Source organism: Enterobacter cloacae complex sp. ECC445 (assembly GCF_021892025.1).
Classification (GTDB): Bacteria; Pseudomonadota; Gammaproteobacteria; order Enterobacterales; family Enterobacteriaceae; genus Enterobacter; species Enterobacter chengduensis.
In genome coordinates this window covers 1-23,893 of record NZ_JAKLRZ010000028.1, presented here as the reverse complement: position 1 = coordinate 23,893, position 23,893 = coordinate 1, and the positions used below count along the sequence as shown (strand labels likewise).

Annotated in this window: 24 protein-coding genes; 13 read left to right on the top strand and 11 right to left on the bottom strand. The window is 54.7% G+C overall.

Going from position 1 to position 23,893, the window contains the following annotated elements:
- Positions 1–168: 168 nt before the first annotated feature.
- Positions 169–2,139 carry a catecholate siderophore receptor CirA gene (gene cirA / locus L6R44_RS19830; RefSeq protein ID WP_237425192.1) on the top strand — a complete coding sequence of 657 codons (1,971 nt, stop codon included), beginning with the start codon at positions 169–171 and terminating at the stop codon, positions 2,137–2,139.
- Positions 2,140–2,238: 99 nt separating this feature from the next.
- Here cirA and fghA read toward each other — a convergent pair whose 3' ends face one another.
- Complete coding sequence (gene fghA, locus L6R44_RS19825; RefSeq protein WP_237425191.1) at positions 2,239–3,066, bottom strand: S-formylglutathione hydrolase; 828 nt, start codon at positions 3,064–3,066, stop codon at positions 2,239–2,241.
- Positions 3,067–3,204: 138 nt separating this feature from the next.
- On the opposite strand from fghA, the gene L6R44_RS19820 reads away from it, so the two are divergent.
- From L6R44_RS19820 to mglC, 7 genes are all read left to right on the top strand, one after another.
- Positions 3,205–4,353 (top strand): YbfB/YjiJ family MFS transporter, encoded by a 1,149-nt coding sequence (locus L6R44_RS19820; RefSeq protein ID WP_237425190.1) that lies wholly within the window; start codon positions 3,205–3,207, stop codon positions 4,351–4,353.
- 102 nt (positions 4,354–4,455) lie between these two features.
- Positions 4,456–5,124 (top strand): GTP cyclohydrolase I FolE, encoded by a 669-nt coding sequence (gene folE, locus L6R44_RS19815; protein WP_237425189.1) that lies wholly within the window; start codon positions 4,456–4,458, stop codon positions 5,122–5,124.
- A gap of 19 nt (positions 5,125–5,143) precedes the next feature.
- Complete coding sequence (gene yeiB, locus L6R44_RS19810) at positions 5,144–6,301, top strand: DUF418 domain-containing protein YeiB (protein ID WP_237425188.1); 1,158 nt, start codon at positions 5,144–5,146, stop codon at positions 6,299–6,301.
- 155 nt (positions 6,302–6,456) lie between these two features.
- Positions 6,457–7,479, top strand: a complete 1,023-nt coding sequence (gene galS, locus L6R44_RS19805) for an HTH-type transcriptional regulator GalS (protein WP_032641776.1) — start codon at positions 6,457–6,459, stop codon at positions 7,477–7,479.
- 295 nt (positions 7,480–7,774) lie between these two features.
- The gene (gene mglB / locus L6R44_RS19800) at positions 7,775–8,773 is read left to right on the top strand and encodes a galactose/glucose ABC transporter substrate-binding protein MglB (RefSeq protein ID WP_023312468.1); all 999 of its coding nucleotides are present in this window, start codon (positions 7,775–7,777) and stop codon (positions 8,771–8,773) included.
- 79 nt (positions 8,774–8,852) lie between these two features.
- Positions 8,853–10,373: a galactose/methyl galactoside ABC transporter ATP-binding protein MglA gene (gene mglA / locus L6R44_RS19795; RefSeq protein ID WP_237425187.1), complete on the top strand. Its 1,521-nt coding sequence runs from the start codon at positions 8,853–8,855 to the stop codon at positions 10,371–10,373.
- A gap of 15 nt (positions 10,374–10,388) precedes the next feature.
- Complete coding sequence (gene mglC / locus L6R44_RS19790) at positions 10,389–11,399, top strand: galactose/methyl galactoside ABC transporter permease MglC (protein ID WP_237425186.1); 1,011 nt, start codon at positions 10,389–10,391, stop codon at positions 11,397–11,399.
- A gap of 49 nt (positions 11,400–11,448) precedes the next feature.
- Here the strand turns inward: mglC and L6R44_RS19785 are convergent, their stop codons facing one another.
- The 5 genes from L6R44_RS19785 to L6R44_RS19765 form a co-directional block, all read right to left on the bottom strand.
- Complete coding sequence (locus L6R44_RS19785) at positions 11,449–12,837, bottom strand: glutamine synthetase family protein (protein WP_237425222.1); 1,389 nt, start codon at positions 12,835–12,837, stop codon at positions 11,449–11,451.
- A gap of 124 nt (positions 12,838–12,961) precedes the next feature.
- Positions 12,962–13,678 carry an outer membrane permeability protein SanA gene (sanA, locus tag L6R44_RS19780; protein ID WP_032641770.1) on the bottom strand — a complete coding sequence of 239 codons (717 nt, stop codon included), beginning with the start codon at positions 13,676–13,678 and terminating at the stop codon, positions 12,962–12,964.
- A gap of 127 nt (positions 13,679–13,805) precedes the next feature.
- A complete protein-coding gene (cdd, locus tag L6R44_RS19775) occupies positions 13,806–14,690 on the bottom strand; it encodes a cytidine deaminase (RefSeq protein ID WP_045328031.1) in 885 nt (294 codons plus the stop codon).
- Positions 14,691–14,819: 129 nt separating this feature from the next.
- Positions 14,820–15,515, bottom strand: coding sequence for a CidB/LrgB family autolysis modulator (locus L6R44_RS19770; protein WP_029740398.1), 696 nt, complete (start codon positions 15,513–15,515; stop codon positions 14,820–14,822).
- The gene (locus L6R44_RS19765; protein WP_023336341.1) at positions 15,512–15,907 is read right to left on the bottom strand and encodes a CidA/LrgA family protein; all 396 of its coding nucleotides are present in this window, start codon (positions 15,905–15,907) and stop codon (positions 15,512–15,514) included. Before L6R44_RS19765 ends, L6R44_RS19770 begins: the two co-directional genes overlap by 4 nt.
- 167 nt (positions 15,908–16,074) lie before the next feature.
- Between L6R44_RS19765 and dusC the strand changes: the two genes are divergently transcribed.
- The 3 genes from dusC (at position 16,075) to L6R44_RS19750 (ending at position 19,369) form a co-directional block, all read left to right on the top strand.
- Positions 16,075–17,007: a tRNA dihydrouridine(16) synthase DusC gene (gene dusC / locus L6R44_RS19760; RefSeq protein WP_237425185.1), complete on the top strand. Its 933-nt coding sequence runs from the start codon at positions 16,075–16,077 to the stop codon at positions 17,005–17,007.
- A gap of 128 nt (positions 17,008–17,135) precedes the next feature.
- Positions 17,136–18,554 (top strand): multidrug resistance outer membrane protein MdtQ, encoded by a 1,419-nt coding sequence (gene mdtQ / locus L6R44_RS19755; RefSeq protein ID WP_237425184.1) that lies wholly within the window; start codon positions 17,136–17,138, stop codon positions 18,552–18,554.
- Between the two features lie 50 nt (positions 18,555–18,604).
- Complete coding sequence (locus tag L6R44_RS19750) at positions 18,605–19,369, top strand: SDR family oxidoreductase (protein ID WP_237425183.1); 765 nt, start codon at positions 18,605–18,607, stop codon at positions 19,367–19,369.
- 94 nt (positions 19,370–19,463) lie between these two features.
- On the opposite strand, the gene L6R44_RS19745 is transcribed toward L6R44_RS19750, so the two are convergent.
- The 5 genes from L6R44_RS19745 to L6R44_RS19725 all read right to left on the bottom strand — a co-directional run bounded on the left by L6R44_RS19745 (position 19,464) and on the right by L6R44_RS19725 (position 21,912).
- Entirely contained in the window at positions 19,464–19,943 is a 480-nt protein-coding gene (locus L6R44_RS19745) for an Hcp family type VI secretion system effector (RefSeq protein WP_032641759.1), read from the bottom strand.
- A complete protein-coding gene (locus L6R44_RS19740) occupies positions 19,944–20,150 on the bottom strand; it encodes a hypothetical protein (protein ID WP_237425182.1) in 207 nt (68 codons plus the stop codon).
- Positions 20,147–20,854, bottom strand: coding sequence for a hypothetical protein (locus tag L6R44_RS19735; protein WP_237425181.1), 708 nt, complete (start codon positions 20,852–20,854; stop codon positions 20,147–20,149). The genes L6R44_RS19740 and L6R44_RS19735 overlap by 4 nt, the downstream gene beginning before the upstream one ends.
- Before the next feature lie 163 nt (positions 20,855–21,017).
- Positions 21,018–21,329 (bottom strand): hypothetical protein, encoded by a 312-nt coding sequence (locus L6R44_RS25050; RefSeq protein ID WP_442876514.1) that lies wholly within the window; start codon positions 21,327–21,329, stop codon positions 21,018–21,020.
- Positions 21,330–21,339: 10 nt separating this feature from the next.
- Positions 21,340–21,912 (bottom strand): DedA family protein, encoded by a 573-nt coding sequence (locus L6R44_RS19725; protein WP_237425180.1) that lies wholly within the window; start codon positions 21,910–21,912, stop codon positions 21,340–21,342.
- A gap of 157 nt (positions 21,913–22,069) precedes the next feature.
- On the opposite strand from L6R44_RS19725, the gene L6R44_RS19720 reads away from it, so the two are divergent.
- Positions 22,070–22,657, top strand: a complete 588-nt coding sequence (locus L6R44_RS19720) for a Yip1 family protein (RefSeq protein ID WP_045328046.1) — start codon at positions 22,070–22,072, stop codon at positions 22,655–22,657.
- A gap of 167 nt (positions 22,658–22,824) precedes the next feature.
- Entirely contained in the window at positions 22,825–23,748 is a 924-nt protein-coding gene (gene pbpG / locus L6R44_RS19715) for a D-alanyl-D-alanine endopeptidase (protein ID WP_023312453.1), read from the top strand.
- Positions 23,749–23,893: the final 145 nt, after the last annotated feature.

Below are 23,893 nucleotides of genomic sequence, written 5' to 3'. Positions count from 1 at the left end.
GCTGAAACAAAGATATATTTCTTAACAATTTAATTGATAATAATTATCGTTTGCTTTATCGTTATCAAAAATAAACGTGTCACTGACCCACCGCAGACGTGGGCGGCAAGGAAGACGCGTGAGCAATGATGATTTGATTGAGTTGTATTTACCTCATGGAGATATGGAATGTTTAGGTTGAATCCCTTCGTCAGGGGAGGACTTTGCGCGTCCGCAATGTCCCTGGCCCTGCCTGTTATCGCAGCGGAATCCGGCGACACAATGGTTGTCACGGCCTCCGCGACCGAGCAAAACCTGAAAGACGCGCCGGCAAGCATCAGCGTCATCACCCAGGAAGATTTGCAGCGCAAACCCGTTCAGAACCTGAAAGATGTGTTACGGGATGTGCCGGGCGTACAGCTCACCAGCGAAGGGGACAACCGTAAAGGGGTAAGCATTCGCGGCCTGGACAGCAGCTATACGCTGATCCTGATCGACGGCAAGCGCGTCAATTCCCGTAACGCGGTATTCCGCCATAATGATTTCGACCTCAGCTGGGTGCCGGTTGACGCCATTGAACGCATCGAAGTGGTGCGCGGCCCGATGTCCTCGCTATACGGCTCCGATGCGCTGGGCGGCGTGGTGAACATCATTACCAAAAAAATCGGCCAGAAATGGACGGGCACCCTGAGCGCCGATTCCACCATTCAGGAGCATCGCGATCGTGGAGACACCTACAACGGTCAGTTCTATACCAGCGGCCCGCTGGTGGACGGCCTGCTGGGGCTCAAAGCCTACGGTAGCCTCGCAAAGCGTGAGAAAGACGGCCAGCAGAAGTCCTCTACTACGGCGAGCGGTGAAACCCCGCGCATTGAGGGCTTTACCAGCCGCGATGCCAACGTGGAGTTCGCGTGGACGCCGTCTGAAAATCACGACTTTACGGCGGGCTACGGTTTTGACCGTCAGGATCGCGACTCGGATTCCCTCGACAAAAACCGCCTCGAGCGTCAGAACTACTCTCTCAGCCACAACGGCCGCTGGGGTGTGGGCAACAGCGAGCTGAAGGTTTACGGCGAGAAGGTCGATAACAAAAACCCGGGCAACAGCAATCCGATCACCTCCGAGAGCAACGCGGTGGACGGGAAATACGTGCTGCCGCTGGGCGAAATCAACCAGATGATGACCTTCGGCGGCGAATGGCGTCACGATAAGCTGAAAGATCCGGTCAACCTGACGGGCGGCTCCGGCAGCAGTACGTCGACAAGCCAGTACGCGCTGTTCCTTGAGGATGAGTGGCGCATCTTTGAACCTCTGGCGCTGACCACCGGCATCCGCATGGACGACCATGATACCTACGGCGACCACTGGAGCCCGAGGGCGTATCTGGTCTACAACGCGACGGATACCGTCACGGTGAAGGGGGGCTGGGCTACGGCGTTTAAAGCCCCGTCACTGCTCCAGCTGAGCCCGGACTGGATCACCGGCTCGTGCCGCGGTGCCTGTGAGATTGTGGGTAACCCGGACCTGAAGCCGGAAACCAGCGAGAGCTTCGAATTCGGTCTTTACTACAGCGGGGAAGAGGGCTGGCTAGAGGGCGTACAGGCCAGTATCACCACCTTCCAGAATAATGTTGATGACCGCATCAGCATTAGCCGTACGGCGAACGTGAACCAGGCGCAGAGTTACCCTAACTACGTTGGCCTGAACGCGGACGGCGAGCCGATTTTCCGCTACTACAACGTTAACAAGGCGCGCATCCGCGGGGTGGAGACCGAGCTGAAATTCCCGCTGGCGGACGACTGGAAGGTGACTCTGAACTACACCTACAACGACGGGCGTGATATCAGCAACGGCGGCAACAAGCCGCTGTCCGATCTGCCGTTCCACACCGCCAACGGAACCGTTGACTGGAAGGCGACGCAGGACTGGTCGTTCTATGTTCAGGGCAACTACACGGGTGAAAAACGCGCGCTGACCAGCAGTGCACCAACGCCGGGTGGCTATGTTATCTGGAATACCGGCGCCGCGTGGCAGGCGACGAAAAGCGTGAAGCTGCGCGCGGGCGTGCAGAACCTGCTGGACAAAGATCTGAGTCGGGACGATTACAGCTATACGGAAGATGGCCGTCGCTACTTTGTGGGCGTGGATTATACGTTCTGATGTAACGTTAATGCCCGGTGGCGCTTCGCTTACCGGGCCTACAAAACCCACGAATGTAGGCCGGGTAAGGCGAAGCCGCCACCCGGCAATCAGCCGCACTTACCCAAACAAATGCGCCGCATGGAAGCGGAGGTGATCCTCAATAAAGGACGCCATAAAGTAATAGCTGTGATCGTACCCGGGCTGAATGCGCAGCGTGAGCAGCCACTCTTTCTGACGCGCCGCTTCGGCAAACACGGCGGGCTGGAGTTGCCCGGCGAGGAACTGATCCGCATCGCCCTGATCGATAAGCATTGGGATCGCATTCGCTGAGTCGCTCGCCAGCATCAGCGCGCAGCTGTCCCATTCCTGCCATTTCGCTTCATCGTTACCCAGATAGTGGGTGAAGGCTTTTTGCCCCCACGGCACCTGTGTGGGGTTCACAATCGGCGCAAAGGCAGAGACGCTGGTATATGTACCCGGGTTTTTCAGCGCCATAATCAGCGCCCCGTGCCCGCCCATGGAATGTCCGCTAATGGCACAGCGGTTGCTCACCGCAAACCCGGACTGAATCAGCGCGGGCAGCTCATCGCGAATGTAATCATACATACGGTAATGACGCGCCCAGGGCTGCTCGGTGGCATTCAGATAAAACCCGGCGCCTTTGCCCAGGTCATATCCCGCATCGTCGGCCACTTCATCCCCGCGCGGACTGGTGTCGGGCATCACCAGCGCAATGCCCAGCTCGGCGGCAATACGCTGCGCGCCCGCTTTGGTGGTGAAGTTTTCGTCATTGCAGGTCAGGCCGGAAAGCCAGAATAAAACCGGTGGATTTTCCGCCGGGGGCAGGAAAATGCTGAACGTCATGGCACAGTTCAGGGTGGTGGAGTCGTGCCGCCAGCGCTGCTGTCGACCTTCAAAACAACGGTGCTCTTCGAGCAGTTCCATGCAGGGCTCCTTAATGAGAATGCGTATTCATAAAAACCATAATACAGCCTTTTCATTGACCTGTGAGTAACTTTCACTTTCGCCAGACGGCGAGATGCTGCATCATAAATTTACTTTTCTTTAACAATTGGAGCGGTCATGGCGCTGCGTATTGCGCTCAGTGGGTTTGTCGTGCTGGTGGTGGCGATGGGGATAGGGCGCTTTGCCTTTACGCCCCAGGTGCCGCTGATGATTGCTGCCGGACAGCTTACGCTGACCAGCGCGGGTCTGGTGGCGGCGATGAACTATCTGGGCTATCTGGTGGGTGCGTGGGATGCGATGCGTGCGCACCGCTTCGTTGAAACGCGCCTCTGGCTTGGCATCACCGGCGCGGTAGCGCTGACGCTGCTCTCCGCCGCGGCGGATAACGCCATCGTGCATGGCCTGCTGCGTTTTGTCATCGGCTGCATGAGCGGCTGGTCGATGGTACTGATTGCCGCCTGGACCAACGAGCGGCTGGGACAGCTGGGCAAACCGGGTCTGAGCGCCGCCGTGTTTGCCGGGCCGGGGGCAGGCATTGCCCTGAGCGGGCTGCTCGCCGTCTATATCCAGGCGAAATCCCTTTCGGCCGGGGCGGCATGGCAAATCTACGGGGTGCTGGCGCTGGTGCTGATTGCGCTGGTGGCACGCTATCTGCCGCGCGCGGGTCAGCTTCATCGCCCGGGGACTGCGCCTGAGCCGCTGCTGCTGACCGCGGATTTAAAGCGCCTGGTCTGGAGCTACAGCCTGGCGGGATTTGGCTATATTCTTCCGGCGACCTTTTTATCGCAAATGGCCGCCGTGCGTTTTCCCGGCAGCCTGTTTGCCCAGTTCGTCTGGCCGATATTTGGCCTCGCCGCCGTGGTGGGCATTGCGCTGAGTATTCTTTTGCGCCACACCTCAACGGCTAACCGCAGGCTGGCTATCGTCCTGTGGTTACAGGGGGCGGGCGTGCTGGCGGCCTGGCTGCTGCCGGGAATTGGCGGGTTGCTGACGGGCGGGCTGCTGGTGGGCGGCGGCTTTTTGTGCGCCGTGCAGCTCTCTCTTTTATACGGTCGCGAGCTGGCGCCCAACCACACGCGCTATATGGCAGGCCTGCTCACCACCGGGTATGCGATTGGGCAGCTGGTGGGGCCGGTCACCTCGGCGTTATCCACCTGGCTTACCCACCGGCTGGAGCCCGCGCTGGGGCTGGCGGGCGTAGCGCTGTTCGTCGGGGGAGCCCTGGTCTGGAATCGTCACGCTGAAAGGCAACAGCAATTGCAATAATTATCGTCGTGAATACTGGATTATGTGCGCCGCCTCACGCACAATGAACGCATACTTTTGCCACAACGAGGGCAAAAGACGCCACACCTGCAGGAGAACAAAATGTCATCACTCAGTAAAGAAGCTGCCCTGGTCCACGAAGCCCTGGTTGCGCGCGGTCTTGAAACGCCACTGCGTCCGCCCGTCCAGGATATGGACAATGAAACCCGCAAGCGTCTGATTGCCGGTCATATGACCGATATCATGGAGCTGCTGAATCTCGATCTGAGTGACGACAGTCTGATGGAGACGCCGCACCGCATCGCGAAAATGTACGTCGACGAAATTTTCTCCGGTCTGGACTACGCCAACTTCCCGAAAATCACCGTCATTGAAAACAAGATGAAGGTGGATGAGATGGTGACGGTGCGCGACATCACGCTGACCAGCACCTGTGAACACCACTTCGTGACCATTGACGGTAAAGCGACCGTGGCGTATATCCCAAAAGATACGGTGATTGGCCTGTCTAAGATCAACCGCATCGTGCAGTTCTTTGCTCAGCGTCCGCAGGTGCAGGAACGTCTGACGCAGCAGATCCTGACCGCGCTGCAAACGCTGCTGGGCACCAATAACGTGGCCGTTTCTATCGATGCGGTTCACTACTGCGTGAAGGCGCGCGGCGTACGCGATGCGACCAGCGCAACGACCACCACCTCGCTGGGCGGTCTGTTTAAATCGAGCCATAATACCCGCCAGGAGTTCCTGCGCGCCGTACGTCACCACAACTAAGTTTTACAGGGCAGGGACCATGGAGCGAAACGTCACGCTCGATTTTGTTCGCGGCGTCGCCATTCTCGGTATCCTGCTGCTTAATATCAGCGCCTTCGGTCTGCCGAAGGCCGCTTATCTTAATCCGGCCTGGTATGGCGACATCACTCTTCGCGATGCCTGGACCTGGGCTGTCCTCGATCTCTTCGCGCAGGTTAAATTCCTCACGCTTTTTGCCCTGCTGTTTGGCGCAGGTCTTCAACTTCTCCTCAAACGCGGCACCCGCTGGATCCAGTCGCGGCTGACGCTGCTGGTGATCCTCGGGTTTATTCACGGCCTGTTCTTCTGGGACGGCGATATTCTTCTCGCGTATGGGCTAGTCGGGCTTATCTGCTGGCGTCTCATTCGCGATGCGCACAGCGTAAAAAGCCTGTTTAACACCGGCGTAATGCTCTATGTGATGGGGCTTGGGGTGCTGCTGCTGCTGGGGACGATCTCCGGCGAGACGACTAACCGTGCCTGGATCCCGGATGCGGCTAACCTGCAGTACGAACAGTTCTGGAAGCTGAAAGGCGGTACGGAAGCGATAAGCAACCGTGCGGATATGCTGGGGGATAGCCTCCTTGCGCTGGGCGCGCAATACGGCTGGCAGCTGGCGGGGATGATGCTGATGGGCGCGTCGCTGATGCGCACCGGCTGGCTCAAAGGGGAATTCAGCCTGCGTCACTATCGCCGTACCGGCGCAGGGCTGGTCCTGCTCGGCGTGCTGATTAACCTCCCGGCGGTGATAACGCAGTGGCATATCCACTGGGATTACCGCTGGTGCGCGTTCCTGCTCCAGGTGCCGCGCGAACTGAGCGCGCCGTTTCAGACCATCGGCTACGCGGCGTTGATCTACGGCTTCTGGCCAACGCTTTCTCGCCTTTGGATTGTCAGCGCTATCGCCTGCGTGGGCCGCATGGCGCTGAGTAATTACCTTCTGCAAACGCTGCTTTGCACCACGCTTTTCTATCGCTTTGGCCTGTTTATGAAATTCGACCGCCTCGCGCTGCTGGCGTTTGTTATCCCGGTCTGGGCGATTAACCTGGCGTTTTCCGTCATTTGGCTACGCTATTTCCGCCAGGGGCCGCTGGAGTGGGTGTGGCGTCAGTTAACCGCACATGCTTCAGGGATATCATTGAGGAATACATCCAGATAACGATCTGGATCACAATCATTAACAAAACGGATGTAAGCGTTTTCATGAGTGTGAGCTTCTTCACGTAGTCCCCTTTCTCTCGCTGCCAAAATAGCCACCTTGCTAAACACAGGGGGTGTCTGTGAGTTGCTGCAATCCTTTGAAGGATGGTGAATATGATCACCATTCGTGACGTCGCCCGTCAGGCGGGTGTTTCCGTGGCCACCGTCTCACGCGTGCTGAATAACAGCGCGCTGGTTAGCCCTGAAACCCGTGAAACCGTAATGAAGGCCGTCACCCAGCTCGGGTACCGGCCAAATGCCAACGCCCAGGCGCTTGCCACGCAGGTCAGCGACACCATCGGCGTGGTGGTAATGGATGTATCGGATGCCTTTTTCGGCGCGCTGGTGAAGGCGGTCGACGTGGTCGCCCAGCAGCACCAGAAATATGTCCTGATCGGCAATAGCTATCATGAGGCGGAAAAAGAGCGCCACGCCATCGAGGTCCTGATTCGACAGCGCTGTAACGCCTTAATTGTCCATTCAAAGGCCCTGAGCGATGAAGAGCTAACCGGCTTTATGGATCAGATCCCGGGCATGGTGCTGATCAACCGCATCGTTCCCGGCTATGCCCATCGCTGCGTCGGGCTGGATAACGTCAGCGGCGCGATGATGGCCACGAAAATGCTCATTAACAACGGACATCAGCGGATCGGCTATCTGGCCTCCAGCCATCAGATTGAGGATGACGAGCTGCGGCGCGAAGGGTGGCAAAACGCCCTGAAAGAGCACGGCATTACGCCATCCGAGAGCTGGGTGGGAACCGGCACGCCGGACATGCAGGGCGGTGAGGCGGCCATGGTGGAGCTGCTGGGCCGCAATCTGCAGCTCTCTGCGGTGTTTGCCTATAACGACAGCATGGCGGCAGGCGCCCTGACGGCGCTGAAGGATAACGGCATTGCGGTGCCACCGCATTTGTCACTCATTGGTTTTGATGATATCCCGATTGCCCGTTACACCGACCCGCAGCTGACAACCGTGCGCTACCCCATCGCCTCAATGGCGAAACTGGCGACGGAGCTGGCGTTGCAGGGGGCGGCAGGGCTGCTGGATCCGGGGGCAACACATTGTTTCATGCCGACTTTAGTGCGTCGCCACTCGGTCGCCGTCCGGCAAATTGTGGTTCCGATCACTAACTGATTACATCAGGTGATGTAACCGTTTTCAATCTGTGAGTAAATTCACAGTATCTTAACAAGGCGCTGACTATGATGTCAGCGTTTTAGGGACTGAAACGCTATGTAACGGTGATTATTCACTTTCACTATAGCCAATGTGCCGCAAACAACGAATAAAACGCATTTCTGGAGCGTTACCGAACACGGAAGAAAGAAATTTTATAAGTGAACTTCGGCTGTCAGTAACGTTTTATTAACACCTGCCCGCCGATCGTTATTCACCAGAACTACCCTGCATAAAAAAAACCGGAGATACCATGAATAAGAAGGTGTTGACCCTGTCTGCTGTAATGGCAAGCATGCTTTTTGGTGCAGCAGCGCACGCTGCGGATACCCGTATTGGTGTGACCATCTATAAATACGACGACAACTTCATGTCTGTTGTGCGTAAAGCGATTGAGAAAGATGCGAAAGCAGCGCCAGACGTTCAGCTGCTGATGAACGACTCCCAGAACGACCAGTCCAAACAGAACGACCAGATCGACGTTCTGCTGGCGAAAGGCGTGAAAGCCCTGGCCATCAACCTGGTTGACCCGGCTGCAGCAGGCACGGTAATTGAAAAAGCGCGCGGCCAGAACGTGCCAATCGTCTTCTTCAACAAAGAACCTTCCCGTAAGGCGCTGGATAGCTATGACAAAGCGTATTACGTCGGTACCGACTCCAAAGAGTCCGGCATTATTCAGGGCGACCTGATTGCGAAACACTGGGCGGCGAACCCGAACTGGGACCTGAACAAAGACGGTCAGATCCAGTTCGTGCTGCTGAAAGGCGAACCTGGCCACCCGGATGCTGAAGCCCGTACCACCTACGTCATCAAAGAGCTGAACGACAAGGGTCTGAAAACCCAGCAGCTGGCGTTAGATACCGCGATGTGGGATACGGCTCAGGCGAAAGATAAGATGGACGCGTGGCTGTCCGGCCCGAACGCCAACAAAATTGAAGTGGTTATCGCCAACAACGATGCGATGGCAATGGGGGCGGTTGAAGCGCTGAAGGCCCACAACAAATCCTCTATCCCGGTATTCGGCGTGGATGCGCTGCCAGAAGCGCTGGCGCTGGTTAAATCCGGTGCGATGGCCGGTACCGTGCTGAACGATGCCAACAACCAGGCGAAAGCCACCTTCGATCTGGCGAAAAACCTGGCCGATGGCAAAGGCGCGGCAGACGGCACCAGCTGGAAAATTGAAAACAAAATCGTTCGCGTACCTTACGTTGGCGTAGACCAGTCCAACCTGGCTGAGTTTATCGGTAAATAAGTTTTTAGTACTGTCTCCACTGGGCGCAATTCGTTGCGCCCTTTTATAACGCGATATGCGAGGCCAACAAGGTATAATTATGGTCAGCACAACTACTCAGTCATCCGGTGAATACCTGTTGGAAATGAGCGGTATCAACAAGTCATTTCCCGGCGTTAAGGCACTCGATAATGTTAATTTAAAAGTTCGTCCTCACTCTATTCATGCTTTAATGGGGGAGAACGGTGCAGGTAAATCAACATTATTAAAATGCCTTTTTGGGATCTATCAAAAAGATTCTGGCAGTATTCTTTTTCAGGGGAAAGAGATCGATTTCCATTCAGCGAAAGAAGCGCTGGAAAACGGTATCTCGATGGTTCACCAGGAATTAAACCTGGTGCTGCAGCGTTCAGTCATGGATAACATGTGGTTGGGGCGTTATCCCACCAAAGGTGTCTTTGTCGATCAGGACAAAATGTATCGCGACACCAAGGCGATTTTCGACGAGCTGGATATTGATATCGATCCGCGCGCCCGCGTGGGGACATTATCCGTCTCCCAGATGCAGATGATCGAAATTGCCAAAGCGTTCTCCTATGATGCGAAAATCGTCATCATGGACGAACCGACATCGTCATTAACGGAAAAAGAGGTTAATCACCTTTTTACCATCATTCGCAAGCTTAAAGATCGCGGCTGCGGCATTGTGTATATCTCCCACAAAATGGAAGAGATCTTCCAGCTGTGCGATGAGATCACCATCCTGCGCGACGGCCAGTGGATTGCCACGCAGCCGCTGGAAGGGCTGGACATGGACAAGATCATCGCCATGATGGTCGGCCGCTCCCTGAACCAGCGCTTCCCGGATAAAGAAAACAAGCCGGGGGAAGTGATCCTGGAGGTGCGTAACCTCACGTCACTGCGTCAGCCCTCAATTCGCGATGTCTCCTTCGACCTGCACAAGGGCGAAATTCTGGGGATCGCCGGGCTGGTGGGCGCCAAACGTACCGATATCGTGGAAACCTTATTTGGTATCCGTGAAAAATCGGGCGGCACCATTACGCTGCACGGGAAGAAAATTAATAACCACAACGCCAACGAAGCCATCAATAATGGTTTTGCGCTGGTGACCGAAGAGCGCCGCTCGACCGGTATTTATGCCTACCTGGATATTAACTTTAACTCGTTAATTTCTAATATCCGCAACTATAAAAGCAAAATCGGCCTGCTGGATAATTCCCGCATGAAGAGCGATACCCAGTGGGTGATTGATTCCATGCGCGTAAAAACGCCAGGACACCGCACCCAGATTGGTTCGCTGTCGGGCGGTAACCAGCAGAAAGTTATTATCGGACGTTGGTTATTAACCCAGCCAGAAATTCTGATGCTGGATGAACCGACCCGCGGTATTGACGTCGGCGCGAAGTTTGAAATCTATCAGCTGATTGCCGAGCTGGCGAAAAAGAATAAAGGGATCATTATTATTTCTTCCGAAATGCCGGAACTGTTAGGGATCACAGATCGTATTCTGGTTATGAGCAATGGTCTCGTTGCCGGTATTGTTGACACCAAAACGACAACGCAAAACGAAATTTTGCGTCTTGCGTCTTTGCACCTTTAAGATCAGGGGCTCCTCATGAGTGCGTTAAATAAAAAAAGTTTTCTCACTTACCTGAAAGAAGGCGGTATTTACGTTGTTCTTTTAGTCTTGCTGGCAATCATCATTTTCCAGGACCCTACGTTCTTAAGCCTGCTGAACCTGAGTAACATTCTGACCCAGTCCTCCGTGCGTATTATCATTGCGCTGGGCGTGGCGGGGCTGATCGTGACCCAGGGGACGGACCTTTCTGCCGGACGCCAGGTGGGACTGGCGGCGGTTATCGCGGCAACCCTGCTGCAGTCGATGGAAAACGCCAACAAGGTCTTCCCGGAAATGGCGACCATGCCGATTTTCGTAGTGATCCTGATTGTCTGCGCCATCGGGGCGGTGATTGGTCTGATCAACGGTATTATCATCGCCTACCTGAACGTGACGCCGTTTATCACCACGTTGGGTACGATGATCATCGTTTACGGTATCAACTCCCTGTACTACGACTTCGTGGGCGCGTCCCCCATTTCGGGCTTTGACAGCGGCTTCTCGACCTTTACGCAAGGGTTTATCGCGCTGGGCAGCTTCCGCCTGTCGTATATCACCTTCTATGCGCTGATTGCGGTGGCCTTCGTCTGGATCCTGTGGAACAAAACGCGCTTTGGTAAAAACATCTTCGCCATCGGCGGTAACCCGGAAGCGGCGAAAGTGTCCGGCGTAAACGTGGCGCTGAACCTGCTCATCATCTATGCCCTGTCAGGCGTGTTCTACGCCTTCGGCGGGATGCTGGAAGCGGGACGTATCGGCTCTGCCACCAACAACCTTGGCTTCATGTACGAGCTGGATGCGATTGCAGCCTGCGTGGTGGGCGGCGTCTCCTTCAGCGGCGGCGTCGGGACGGTACTCGGCGTTGTGACCGGTGTGATCATCTTCACCGTCATCAACTACGGGTTAACCTACATCGGCGTGAACCCGTACTGGCAGTACATCATCAAAGGCGGGATCATTATCTTCGCCGTTGCGCTGGATTCCCTGAAGTACGCGCGTAAGAAGTAATCATCTCTGGCTATACCCGGCCCGCTCACCGAGCGGGCTTTTTTATGCCTTATGCCAGATGCGACTCCTCGTGCGTCACAATGCGTTCAAACCAGTCGAGTTCAGAGAGCTTGCAGGCGACCCACTGTTCGGAAAAGGCCTCGCCCAGGCTGTCGGTGAGGTACTGACAGCGGGCAAAAGCCTCAATCGCTTCCTGCTGGAACAGCGGCAGAACGGATTGTTCGTGCTGCGGTTCAGGTAAATCCCCCTCGTCGATATGTTCCAGCCCGTACAGCATGCCGGTAAGAATAGTGGCTACCGCCAGATACGGATTGGCGTCAGCCCCGGCCAGCCGGTACTCGATGCGACGGTTGCGGTCTTCCGAGCAGGGAATGCGCAACGCGGCGCAGCGGGTGTTATAGCCCCAGGAGTTAAAGACGGGCTCGGTCAGATTTTTGCGCAGGCGGCGGAACGCGTTGACGCCCGGTGCAAGAATGGCGACGGAGGCGGGCATCAGCGCCAGCTGGCCCGCGATGCACAAGCGCATCATGCTGTTAGGCGCGTTCACCGGGGAAGCAAAGACGTTTTCGCCGTGACGATCGTTCAGGCTGAAATGGACGTGCAAACCGCTGCCGGAAAGCTCGCTGAACGGCTTAGCCATAAAGTTGGCCTGCAGGCCGTGCTTTTCGGCAACGTATCGGGTCAGGCGGCGCAGCGCCAGCACGCTATCGCAGACCTCAACGACGCGATGGCTGTGCTTCAGGTTTAATTCGTACTGGCCGGATTCGGCCTCCGCCACGACGCCGGACAGAGGGATGCGCTGAAGGTGCGCCAGCTGTTCCAGCTCGTCAAACAGCGCCGCATGCGCCGACGAGGTATCCATATGAAAACAGCCCTGATTTTGCGGATTGCGATCGCCCCGTCCCGTCAGGTAGAACTCGATTTCCGGGGCAATGACCGGAAAGAGGCCGTGCTGGTGGAAGCGGGCCAGCACGTTCTGCAGTATCACGCGGGGCTCAAGCGGGCAGGGGGTATCGTCGCTGTCTTTCATCGTCAGCAGGATCTGCGCGTTGTGCTCCGGATCCTGCGGACAGGGGCGAAGGGAGCCGGCAACCGGGACGCAGAGTCGGTCCGGTTCTTCATAAAGCGGGGCGGCGATTTTTCCCTTCTGGTCCATCGAATAGACGGAAAGCGGAAAATAACAGCCTTTTTCCAGATTTAGCATGCTCTCCACCGAGAGGCGCTTGCCGCGCATCGTGCCGTTGATATCGTTCAGGTAAACGTCGATATGATTCGTATGCGGGTAACGTTCAAGATAATCGGCCACTTCCACGGCGACGCTGTGCTGCAGGGCGTCAATTTTTTCATCCAGCCAGAGACCAGAATTGAGCGCGCCGGGGAGTGATAAGCCGGGAAAGTTAAAATACGGACGGAGACTTTTGAGGAAAAACGCGTTCATTATCGAGTTCATAGTCATTCTTCAATGAAGCCGTAGCGGCAATGAACTCAGCTTAAAAGAGCCGACGTAAAGGGGAGATAAAAAGGGTCAGCACTGGCGTAAAGAAAGTATAAAGGCGGCCCTGTTATTTCTCTTTTTTCTGCATATCAAGCAGCTGTTCGGGCGTTACCGCCGGGTAGCCCTGCGCGTCTTCCGGCACTTCGTGCATCGTCGGAATCGGCACCAGCGGGCCTAAAAAGCGCGGTTCGCGTTTGAAGATATACAGGTCTGCCAGCGCACCAAAGCGGGCACCAAACTCGCGGACGCGCACGCTGAGCATATCTTTTGGCGACGGCACCGCGTAACACTGCGCCTGAATGCCCATATGCAGCGCGATAAACAGCGCGCGTTCGCAGTGGAAGCGCTGGGTGATGATGATGAAGTCGTTGGTGTCGAAGACCTTGCGCGTGCGGACGATGGAGTCCAGGGTGCGGAACCCGGCGTAGTCGAGCACGATATCGGCAGGATCCACGCCCCCGGCAATCAAATCCTTACGCATCGTCACCGGCTCATTGTAGCTTTGCAGGGCGTTATCACCGCTTAACAGCAGATAGTTCACCTTGCCGCTGTTGTAGGCGTTCAGCGCGCCCTGAATGCGGTAGCGGTAATACTGATTGATCACGCCGGTGCGGTAATACTTGGCGGTGCCGAGCACCACGCCAACCTGACGGTAGGGCAGGTCCTGCAGGTCGTCAAAGATGTAGGGGGCGGTTTTCCAGCTCATCCAGCGGTCGAGACCGAGCACGATCAACAGCAGTATGCCGACCAGGACAGACAGGCTGTAAAAAACGCGCTTTAACATGCAGATGGCTCGTACCGAAGGTGAAATTTAACTCAGGCTACTTTACCCGCCTGGTTAGCGCAAGAAACAGCGACTCAACTGAGGGGTTTTTCAGCAAACTGGCGGGCATTTCTGCCCGCCGGAAGGATTACGCCAGCAGTACGCGGTCAATCGTCGTGCAGCCCAGCGCCTTAAGCGTTGCGGCGGTGGCATCCCACTGAATCAGCGGCGCATCGGCGATTTCAGCCAGAATGGCGCGCTGAATGTCGGGATAATCATAGCCGTTCAGGCTCAGCAGATTGAGCGCGCCCTGCAGCGGCGGCAGCGTTGGGTTAAACGCGGCGTTTTCCGCATAGCTGCCGGTGAAGATTCGGCCATCGCGGCACTGCAGCGCCACGCCGCTCGGAGATTTGCTGTACGGCGTATGGCTCTTGTTGGCAGCGCGAATGGCCGCCTGGCTCAGGTCATCGCCGGACAGGGCGAAACCGTGGTCCTGATCGTCCATCAGCAGGGTTTTGATCTCCAGATCTTTCGGGCCAAACGCGTCAGGCAGGTAATCCGCCAGCGTGTGCGGCGCGCGGCCAGGCAGGTTGATGCGCAGCTGCAGCCCGCTGTTCAGCTCGTTCATAAACTGACGGCAGTGTCCGCACGGGGTGTAGTTAACGGTAATCGCGCTCAGCGCTTTTTCACCGCGCAGCCAGGCGTGACTGATGGCGCTCTGCTCGGCGTGCACGGTTTGCTGCATGGTGGCGCCCAGGAACTCCATATTGCCGCCGAAGTACCAGGTTCCGCTGACGCCGCGCGCAATGGCCCCGACGTTGAAGTGGGAGAGATCGGCCCGCGCGCAGGCGGCAGCCAGAGGAAGCAGTGCGAAAGCCAGCGCGTCTTCGTCCAGTCCCGTTGCCTGTTTCAGCATCGTGACCTGCTCCGCGGTCAGCAGGGCGGGGAAGTGCGCATCTGCCAGTACGGGAGCCAGGGCTGACTGCAAATTCTCTGCAAGCTGGGCGAAAGCAGCTTGAAAACGTGGGTGCATGGCGTTTGCCTCATAAAGGTTAATGGATCGGTAGTTTACGGAGCCGTTAGGGCTTTATATGTGATCCACTTCTCATTATGTATGCAACTTATGAAATCAAAATGAAATTTGCGCGACGCATCGCAAATTTTAGCCCATCACCGCCAGGATCAGCGGGAAAATGAACGGGGCCAGCAGGGAGGTGATAATCCCGCAGATCACCAGCGCCAGGGAGCTAAACGCCCCTTCCTGATAGTCCAGCTCCGCGCAGCGGGCAGTCCCCAGCGCGTGCGAGGCGGTGCCCATCGACAGCCCCCGCGCCGCTTTCGTATGAATACGCATCCCGTTCAGCAGGGTGTGGCCAAACACCGCGCCGAGAATGCCGACAAAAATGACGCACATCGCGCTGATGGCCGGGATCCCGCCGAGGCTGCCGCCAACGGCCATCGCGATAGGCGTGGTCACCGATTTAGGCAGAATAGAGGCGGCAATCTGCGGGGAGGCCCCCATCAGCAGCGCCACCGACGTGCCGGTGATCATCGCCACCAGGCTGCCCACAAAACAGATGGTAATGATGGATTTCCAGCGGGCGCGGATCTGGTGCAGCTGCTCATATAAAGGAAAGGCAAGCGCCACGACGGCGGGCTGCAGCAGGTCGTTTAAAATTTTGCTGCCGGCAAAGTAGCGTTCGTAAGGAATGCCGGTGAGCAGCAGGAATGGAATAATCACCACCATCGCCACCAGCAGTGGGTTCAGCAACGGCATTTTGAAACGCGCGGCAAGCTTACGTGCGGCGAAAAACACTGCCAGAGTGAGCGGCAGCGACCACCAGATATTGGCCATCATTTTTTGGTTTTCTCCCCAATCACGTTACGTTCGCCGTGCACCAGATGCGAACTCCAGCTCACCACCAGGAAAACCACCAGCGTGCTGACCGCGCAGGAGACCACGATCGGGCCGAACTGGGCCTTGAGCAAGTCAAAATACTGCATGACGCCGACGCCGATGGGCACGAAAAGCAGCGCCATATAGCGGATGAGGACAAAGCAGCCGGGGTTGACCCATTTTGCGGGCAGGATCTGCAGCGCCAGCAAGACGAAGAGGATCAGCATCCCGATAATGCTGCCGGGGATGGTGATGGGCAGCAGCGACGCGACGAAAATCCCGGCATAGAGGCAGGCGTAAATCAGGACGAATGCGCGCAGATATTGCCAGATAATGTTCAATGATTTGCTCATGGTGATAGTCCTTGCTGAAACGCATTCATCATACAATTAAACCTAAAAATGTGCCACGGATCACATCATGAAATTTGAGCATACCAGACATTCCGGAATGGAACGTCGTGCTTTCCACGCACAGACGGAGCAGATACTATAGCGCGTCTTTTTTCACAGGTGCTGCTATGCGTGTTTTACTGGCCCCAATGGAAGGCGTGCTCGATTCTCTCGTGCGCGAGCTTCTGACCGAGGTAAACGACTACGATCTCTGCGTGACGGAGTTTCTGCGCGTGGTCGATATGCTGTTGCCGGTAAAATCCTTCTATCGGCTGTGCCCCGAGCTGCATAACCAGAGCCGGACCTCTTCCGGGACGCTGGTGCGCATTCAGCTCCTCGGCCAGTATCCTGAATGGCTGGCGGAAAACGCCGCCCGCGCGGTGGAGCTGGGCTCTTACGGCGTCGATCTCAACTGCGGCTGCCCGTCAAAGCTGGTGAACGGCAGCGGCGGCGGGGCGACGCTGCTGAAGGATCCGGAGCTGATCTACCGCGGCGCGAAAGCCATGCGCGAGGCCGTGCCCTCGCATTTGCCGGTGACGGTTAAAGTGCGCCTGGGATGGGACAGCGATGCCCGACAGTTCGAGATCGCCGATGCGGTGCAGCAGGCCGGGGCCACCGAGCTGGTGGTGCATGGCCGCACAAAAGAAGATGGCTACAAAGCCGAGCGCATTAACTGGCAGGCTATCGGCGAGATCCGCAAACGCCTCACCATTCCGGTGATCGCCAACGGCGAAATCTGGGACTACGAGAGCGCGCAGGCCTGTCTGCAGGCCACCGGCTGCGATGCGGTCATGATCGGCCGCGGCGCGCTGAACGTGCCTAATCTCAGCCGGGTAGTGAAATATAACGAACCGCGTATGCCCTGGGCAGACGTTGTCACGCTGCTGCAAAAATACAGCCGTCTTGAAAAGCAGGGCGACACCGGTTTGTATCACGTCGCGCGAATTAAGCAGTGGCTGAGTTATTTACGCAAAGAGTATGACGACGCGCTGGGATTATTCCAAGAGATCCGTACGTTACAGACGTCGGCTGATATTGCCCGGGTTATTCAGTCGAAGTAACCTATTCATTTGATAAATAATTTTCTGATTATGTAAATGTATAACAATTTACGCATTGCCACGCATTACTAAAAAAACAAATAGCATCAAGCGTAATTTGCGCCTTTATTTTTTGAGTGTATGGCGTAATGAAACGTTTTCTTATTTTATCTCTGAGTGCTCCCTTTGCATTAATTCTGGCTGCCTGCGCGCCTGAGCATGCCACCGTCTCGCCGCTGAATACGCAAGCGGCCGCTGCTTCCGTGAAGACCACATTGCCCCCGGCCGCATGGCCGAAAAATGAGTGGTGGAAAGACTATAACGATCCCGAACTGAATTCGCTGATTGCGAAAGCGTTGAGCGATGCGCCGGATATGCAAATTGCCCGTCAGCGCATTACGCTTGCCGAAGCCCAGGCCAAAGCCACGATGGCTGCCGACGGTCCGCAAATTGATTTCTCCGCGGATGCGGAACGCCAGAAAATGTCCGCCGAAGGGCTGATGGGGCCCTTTGCCCTTACCGATCCGGCGGCGGGGACAACCGGGCCCTGGTACACCAACGGCACCTTTGGCCTGACCGCAGGCTGGGATCTCGATCTGTGGGGAAAAAATCGCGCCCGGGTCGAAGCCCGAATTGGCAAAGTGAATGCGCAAAAAGCGGAGATGGAACAGACCCGTCAGCTGCTGGCCAGCAGCGTGGCGCGGCTCTACTGGGAGTGGCAAACGCAGGCCGCCGCGGGGGAGGTCCTCGCGCAGATCAAACATGAACAGGAGAATATCATCGGTGCCGACCGCGAGCTTTATCAGCACGGGATCACCTCCTCCGTGGAGGGCGTTGAAACCGATATCAACGCCAGCAAAACCGAAGAGCAGCTGGCCGGGGTCAACGGCAAGATGAAAGCCATCGAGGCGCGTCTGGTCGCGCTAACGAATTCCTCCTCCGTGAAGCTTACGCGGCACGCGCTGCCGACGGTCGACGCGGCGTTACCGTCGACGCTTGGATATGAACTGCTGGTACGCCGTCCGGATCTTCAGGAGGCGCACTGGTATATCGAAGCCTCCATGAGCGAGGTGGAGGCCGCCAAAGCGGCGTTCTATCCTGACGTAAACCTGATGGCGTTCTTGCAGCAGGATGCCCTCCATCTGAGCGATCTGTTCCGTTCTTCCGCCCAGCAGATGGGCGTGACCGCCGGGCTGACGCTGCCCATTTTTGACAGCGGCAGGCTAAACGCCAGCCTGGATATTGCCCAGGCGCAGAACAACCTCTCGGTGGCAAACTACAACAAAGCGGTGGTGGAGGCCGTCAATCAGGTGGCGCGCACGGCCAGTGAAGTCGAAACGCTGATGGCGAAGAACGGCCATCAGCAGCAGGTTGAAAAAGACGCGGCACGGATTGTGGCGCTGGCGCAGGCCCGTTTTAGCGCGGGTATCATTGCGGGCTCCCGGGTGAGTGAAGCCAGAATACCGGCCCTCAAAGAGCATCTCGAAGGATTGCTGCTGAAAGGCCAGTATGTCGACGCCACGCTGCAGCTGACGTCGGCGCTGGGCGGTGGCTATCATCATGGCTAAAAAAGGGCATTATCTATACTTACCTCCTGGCTGTTTTTCAGGAGGTGAGTATGACCAGAGTAGCGATTGTGACCGCATCGGATTCCGGGATTGGGAAAACCACGGCCCTGATGCTGGCCGAGCGCGGGTTTGATATCGGCGTCACCTGGCACTCGGATGAAAAAGGGGCGCTGGATACCTGCCGTGAAGTTGAAGCAAAGGGGCAGCGCGCAGAGGCTATCCATCTTGATTTAAGCACGCTGCCGGAAGGCGCAGAGGCCATTGACGCGCTGATTGCGCGCTTTGGGCGGCTGGACGTGCTGGTCAATAATGCGGGTGCGATGACCAAAGCGCCGTTCCTTGATATGACGTTTGACGACTGGCGGAAGATTTTCACCGTCGACGTGGACGGCGCGTTTCTCTGTTCACAAATTGCCGCCCGGCAGATGGTGAAGCAGGGGAAAGGGGGGCGGATTGTGAACATCACCTCGGTACATGAACACACGCCCCTGCCGGAAGCGAGTGCCTACACGGCGGCGAAACACGCGCTCGGCGGGTTAACCAAATCCATGGCGTTGGAGCTGGTTAAGCACAACATCCTGGTGAACGCCGTCGCGCCGGGTGCCATTGCCACACCGATGAACGACATGGACGACAGCGGAGTGAAGGAGGGATCGATGCCGGAAATCCCGCTGGCAAGACCGGGCCACACCAAAGAGATTGCCAGCCTGGTGGCGTGGCTGTGCGACAGCGACGCCAGCTACACGACGGGGCAATCGTTTATCGTCGACGGAGGGTTTATGCTGGCGAACCCGCAGTTTAAGCCGGAGGGGTAGATTCCTTCCTCCCTTTCCATATGGCTGGATTGTTGATCAGATATACGGTGCTTTACAGTAAAATAAAAAAGGGACTCATTAGAGTCCCTTTTTCTTAAGCTACTGCTCTTTCATTCCAGGTGTCTTTAAACGTTATGTTCCCATCGCAATATTTCCATTCGATAGATTCATAACGGATTTCAACTTCTTCCATATGTTTACCTGCAACGCCAAGAGGAACTAAAACTGGAGAGATTTTTGTTATTTTCACATTTTCCAATATTATATTGAAATATTCTATCTCTATTCCTGCCTCATTAATTCTGTACATTTTAATTATTGCTGAATTAAAGGTTCTACCCTGACACAGCCCTCTGAATAAATAGGGGGTGAGCCGATCCATCTCTTTTTCAAAAGTAATAGGTACATGTAGACGTGTTCCAGTAAGTTTTCCAGTGTTATGATCTGTGGGAATCCATACAGAATGATTGAAAGATTTGAGTTCTGTGGAGCCCAATCGTGTAGGCATTTGACATTCACCGATTAAAGGTGAGTTATTTTCATCGGTAAGCCAAATATGTGCGGGTATAGACATTTATTTTTTTCTCTCATAAAAAAATGAAAAATATAAAACAGTAATAATTATAATTCCGACTATAACAATAGTGATAGCAGGGTTATCAATATGCTTTACAGGTATATAGGCTAATAAAATTATAACTAAAATAGTTAAGTAAGTTTTCAATTGAAGGGTTAAATCATCAAAGATAAGCCTAAATATTTCTTTTAATATCTTATTCATAGGCTAGCCATTCGTTTTAATGCATTAATTATTTCAGCATTTGATGCAGTGCTTATATTTATATAACCAATATCTAAGACTAATGGCTCTATTAAAAAGTACATCATCTCAAGTTTTTCCGCGTAAAGAGCATTGTAGTACAGTGGCAGAAAATATTTTAAATTATGTGCGCTATCAGCCGCATGTTGAACCGTACCGTATGTACTTAATGCTATTAACCCCCCTGACGTAAAGCCTCCCATTTTTTTCATCATTGCACTTTGTATAACTCCATTGATTTTACTCCCGTAGCAAATATATTTAACAACAGAATATACCAGTGCAAACCTTGAAGCTTGCATAACTGAATAGTGCTTTGTAGGCGGTACAACTTTTCTAAGAATAATGTTTTTTTCACTTTCAGATTTATTCTTAAGTAACGTTTCAACATAAATTAATATTAACCTAAAAATTATATCTCTATGCTTGATCAGTTCATATAAACCCAGTATAAAACGCTTATCTTCATTTTCAAGCCGTTTACACACATCTTTATAATTTTCTGTAAAGCAAGACGTGTAATAAACTGCTCTTGTTGCACCATCACCGAGATTATTTACATATTCGATAAATCCATCTTTCACACCAGCCAAAGCTTTATCTAATCTCACAGCTAATTCTTTGTCGGTACCTATTTTCTTAATAATATCTTCACTGTAATACATAATATTTCCCTGTGATTTGATACGTTAATCATCTTATACGTTTCGCTTTGTTCAAAGTGATCGCGCTCTCATTTTTTTTGTAAATAGTAAAAAAAAGCCATCTTTGTATTATCTGAATAAATGAGTGATATTAAATAATTAAGCTGGTGAATGTAATGTTGAATTAGTTGTTGTTCATTATTTCTTTCAGCTTATTTCCCCATTTTAAAAGCGATTCCAGTTTTTCTTCATAGTAATCATATCTATCGTAATGGAACATTGATAAGTCATGTAAAGCATGACGCTGAATTCTGTCACGAATCTCTTTTGTGATTTTCAATTGTCCAGCCAGTGTTTTAAATGTTCTACGGAAATCTCTCGGGATAAATGAATCAACATGCTTTCGTTCACAAAAGCGTTTAACGTTATCCGAGAGTAAATCGCCAGTCATAAATTTTGTAGAGGCAACGGAATCCTCATCCAGTGGTGAGGGCATCAGACCGCACTCACTCCTCATCCCGCCTGTTATCCCGGTGCTTCAGCCACAGCCGAACCCCAATCACCGCCACGACCACCAGAATCAACCACGCCCAGTGCTTCAGGTGCTGGTCGAGATTGTGCAGCCAGGGACCAATCACCTCGCCACCCACGTAACCGAGCGTCGTGAAGATCGCCGCCCACGCAATGGCGCCAAGAATATTCAGCGGCAGGAAAATTTTCGGGGGCAGACGGCTGGCCCCAATCAGTATCGGCCCGATTATCCTGAAGCCGTACATAAAACGGGTGCCAATCACGAACAGGTAAGGGTGTCGCTGGATCAGGCGCTGCGCGCGGTTTATTTTCTTTTTGTGTTTAGCGAAACGCTTGAGCAGCGTGGGCCCAAAGCGCAGCCCCAGAAAGTAGAGCAGCTGATCGCCTATCATACCGCCGAGGGCGACCGCGGCGACCACCAGAGGAAATTTCAGCAACCCCTGATGCGCAGCGACGCCACCTAGCAGCGTGATGGTTTCCCCTTCTGCTACGCTGCCGATGACCAGCGCGGCATAGCCATATTGTTCAATGAGTGCGTTAATATCCATTACGTAACTGTTATCTCCCTCAGCGTACCTCGTTTAATCATATACCCCATGAATCAACAGCGGGGAAATCAACGGAAATTTCCCACTGTACATAAAATAATCTAAAGCCTGCATTATACTTGAAGTATCGCTGACGGGCCGACAACAAGGGGGCGCTATGAACCATGTCTGGGGACTTTTCTCCCATCCCGATCGTGAAATGCATGTCATCAAAAGTGAGAACGAAACGGTCTCGCATCATTACACGCATCACGTGCTGCTGATGGCTGCGGTGCCGGTAATATGCGCATTTATCGGAACAACACAAATCGGCTGGAACTTCGGTGACGGCACCGTGGTTCAGCTTTCCTGGTTTACCGGACTCTATCTGGCCATCGTCTTTTATGGCCTGATGCTGGCGGGTGTGGCGGTCATGGGGCGCGTCATTTACTGGATGGCGCGTAACTACCCGCAACGTCCATCGCTGGCGCACTGTATGGTCTTTGCCGGATACGTCGCGACCCCGCTGTTCTTAAGCGGTATTGTTGCGCTCTATCCATTGGTCTGGCTGTGCGCGCTGACCGGTACCATTGCCCTCTTTTACACTGGCTATCTGCTGTATCTGGGGGTGCCAACCTTCCTCAATATCAATAAAGAAGAGGGCCTGAGCTTCTCCAGTTCTACGCTCGCTATCGGGGTGCTGGTGCTGGAGGCGCTGCTGGCGCTGACGGTTATTCTTTGGGGTTATGGATACCGTCTCTTCTAAGCTCACTGCATTGCTGGCGTAAATGCCAGCAATGCAGCATCTGTTCACGATTATCCGCTAGCGGCAACGCCCGGTGACCGCTATGATGCCGAAGCCAGCCTGTATTTATCCGCTGATACAGGCGGTGTACGTCATGACGTGCGTGAATAATTATCAGAAGTCTCACCATGCTGAAATTCCGAGTCTCTTTACTTAGCCTGGCGCTGCTGCTGGGCGCGTCCGCTGCCGTGCCGGCCGTCGCCAAAACGCCCGCGGTGACCGCCGCCGCTGCCCAGCCGCAAATTGCGTCCGGCAGCGCGATGATTGTCGACCTCAACACCAATAAGGTGATCTACGCCAGCCATCCGGACCTGGTGCGCCCGATCGCCTCGATTACCAAATTAATGACCGCGATGGTGGTGCTTGACGCCCATCTGCCGCTGGACGAAAAGCTGAAAGTGGATATCAGCCACACGCCGGAGATGAAAGGGATCTACTCTCGCGTGCGGCTGAACAGTGAAATCAGCCGTAAAAATATGCTGCTGCTGGCGCTGATGTCGTCCGAAAACCGTGCTGCGGCGAGCCTGGCGCACCACTACCCGGGCGGCTACGATGCCTTTATCCGCGCGATGAACGCGAAAGCGAAAGCGCTGGGGATGACCAATACGCACTATGTTGAACCGACGGGTCTGTCGATCAACAACGTCTCCACCGCCCGCGATCTGACGAAACTGCTGATTGCCAGCAAGCAGTATCCGCTGATCGGTCAGCTCAGCACTACCCGGGAAGAGATGGCGACGTTTGCGAACCCGGCCTATACGCTGCCGTTCCGCAACACTAACCATCTGGTTTACCGGGATAACTGGAATATTCAGCTGACGAAAACCGGTTTTACCAACGCGGCGGGGCACTGTCTGGTGATGCGGACTGTGTTTAACGGCAAGCCGGTGGCGCTGGTGGTGATGGATGCCTTCGGCAAATACACCCACTTCGCGGATGCAAGCCGCCTGCGTACCTGGATTGAAACAGGAAAAGTGCAGCCCGTACCGGCCGCGGCGCTGACGTATAAAAAGCAGAAAGCCGAGCAGATGGCGACGGCGCAGAACGATTAGGTAAATGCAAAACGGTAACCCTGGTTACCGTTTTTTATGTTTTCTCCCTCTCCCTGTGGGAGAGGGCTGGGGTGAGCAGCTGTGTTTAAAGTCAACAGCTGACGACTAAGCTGCCGCCCATTTTTTATTGTCCCGCACCATCGCA

What these genes read in the sequence shown, in the direction of transcription:
- cirA (WP_237425192.1), top strand. Translation starts at nt 169, where the DNA reads ATGTTTAGGTTGAATCCCTTCGTCAGGGGAGGACTTTGCGCGTCCGCA.
- fghA (WP_237425191.1), bottom strand. Translation starts at nt 3,066, where the DNA reads ATGGAACTGCTCGAAGAGCACCGTTGTTTTGAAGGTCGACAGCAGCGC.
- L6R44_RS19820 (WP_237425190.1), top strand. Translation starts at nt 3,205, where the DNA reads ATGGCGCTGCGTATTGCGCTCAGTGGGTTTGTCGTGCTGGTGGTGGCG.
- folE (WP_237425189.1), top strand. Translation starts at nt 4,456, where the DNA reads ATGTCATCACTCAGTAAAGAAGCTGCCCTGGTCCACGAAGCCCTGGTT.
- yeiB (WP_237425188.1), top strand. Translation starts at nt 5,144, where the DNA reads ATGGAGCGAAACGTCACGCTCGATTTTGTTCGCGGCGTCGCCATTCTC.
- galS (WP_032641776.1), top strand. Translation starts at nt 6,457, where the DNA reads ATGATCACCATTCGTGACGTCGCCCGTCAGGCGGGTGTTTCCGTGGCC.
- mglB (WP_023312468.1), top strand. Translation starts at nt 7,775, where the DNA reads ATGAATAAGAAGGTGTTGACCCTGTCTGCTGTAATGGCAAGCATGCTT.
- mglA (WP_237425187.1), top strand. Translation starts at nt 8,853, where the DNA reads ATGGTCAGCACAACTACTCAGTCATCCGGTGAATACCTGTTGGAAATG.
- mglC (WP_237425186.1), top strand. Translation starts at nt 10,389, where the DNA reads ATGAGTGCGTTAAATAAAAAAAGTTTTCTCACTTACCTGAAAGAAGGC.
- L6R44_RS19785 (WP_237425222.1), bottom strand. Translation starts at nt 12,837, where the DNA reads ATGAACGCGTTTTTCCTCAAAAGTCTCCGTCCGTATTTTAACTTTCCC.
- sanA (WP_032641770.1), bottom strand. Translation starts at nt 13,678, where the DNA reads ATGTTAAAGCGCGTTTTTTACAGCCTGTCTGTCCTGGTCGGCATACTG.
- cdd (WP_045328031.1), bottom strand. Translation starts at nt 14,690, where the DNA reads ATGCACCCACGTTTTCAAGCTGCTTTCGCCCAGCTTGCAGAGAATTTG.
- L6R44_RS19770 (WP_029740398.1), bottom strand. Translation starts at nt 15,515, where the DNA reads ATGATGGCCAATATCTGGTGGTCGCTGCCGCTCACTCTGGCAGTGTTT.
- L6R44_RS19765 (WP_023336341.1), bottom strand. Translation starts at nt 15,907, where the DNA reads ATGAGCAAATCATTGAACATTATCTGGCAATATCTGCGCGCATTCGTC.
- dusC (WP_237425185.1), top strand. Translation starts at nt 16,075, where the DNA reads ATGCGTGTTTTACTGGCCCCAATGGAAGGCGTGCTCGATTCTCTCGTG.
- mdtQ (WP_237425184.1), top strand. Translation starts at nt 17,136, where the DNA reads ATGAAACGTTTTCTTATTTTATCTCTGAGTGCTCCCTTTGCATTAATT.
- L6R44_RS19750 (WP_237425183.1), top strand. Translation starts at nt 18,605, where the DNA reads ATGACCAGAGTAGCGATTGTGACCGCATCGGATTCCGGGATTGGGAAA.
- L6R44_RS19745 (WP_032641759.1), bottom strand. Translation starts at nt 19,943, where the DNA reads ATGTCTATACCCGCACATATTTGGCTTACCGATGAAAATAACTCACCT.
- L6R44_RS19740 (WP_237425182.1), bottom strand. Translation starts at nt 20,150, where the DNA reads ATGAATAAGATATTAAAAGAAATATTTAGGCTTATCTTTGATGATTTA.
- L6R44_RS19735 (WP_237425181.1), bottom strand. Translation starts at nt 20,854, where the DNA reads ATGTATTACAGTGAAGATATTATTAAGAAAATAGGTACCGACAAAGAA.
- L6R44_RS25050 (WP_442876514.1), bottom strand. Translation starts at nt 21,329, where the DNA reads ATGCCCTCACCACTGGATGAGGATTCCGTTGCCTCTACAAAATTTATG.
- L6R44_RS19725 (WP_237425180.1), bottom strand. Translation starts at nt 21,912, where the DNA reads ATGGATATTAACGCACTCATTGAACAATATGGCTATGCCGCGCTGGTC.
- L6R44_RS19720 (WP_045328046.1), top strand. Translation starts at nt 22,070, where the DNA reads ATGAACCATGTCTGGGGACTTTTCTCCCATCCCGATCGTGAAATGCAT.
- pbpG (WP_023312453.1), top strand. Translation starts at nt 22,825, where the DNA reads ATGCTGAAATTCCGAGTCTCTTTACTTAGCCTGGCGCTGCTGCTGGGC.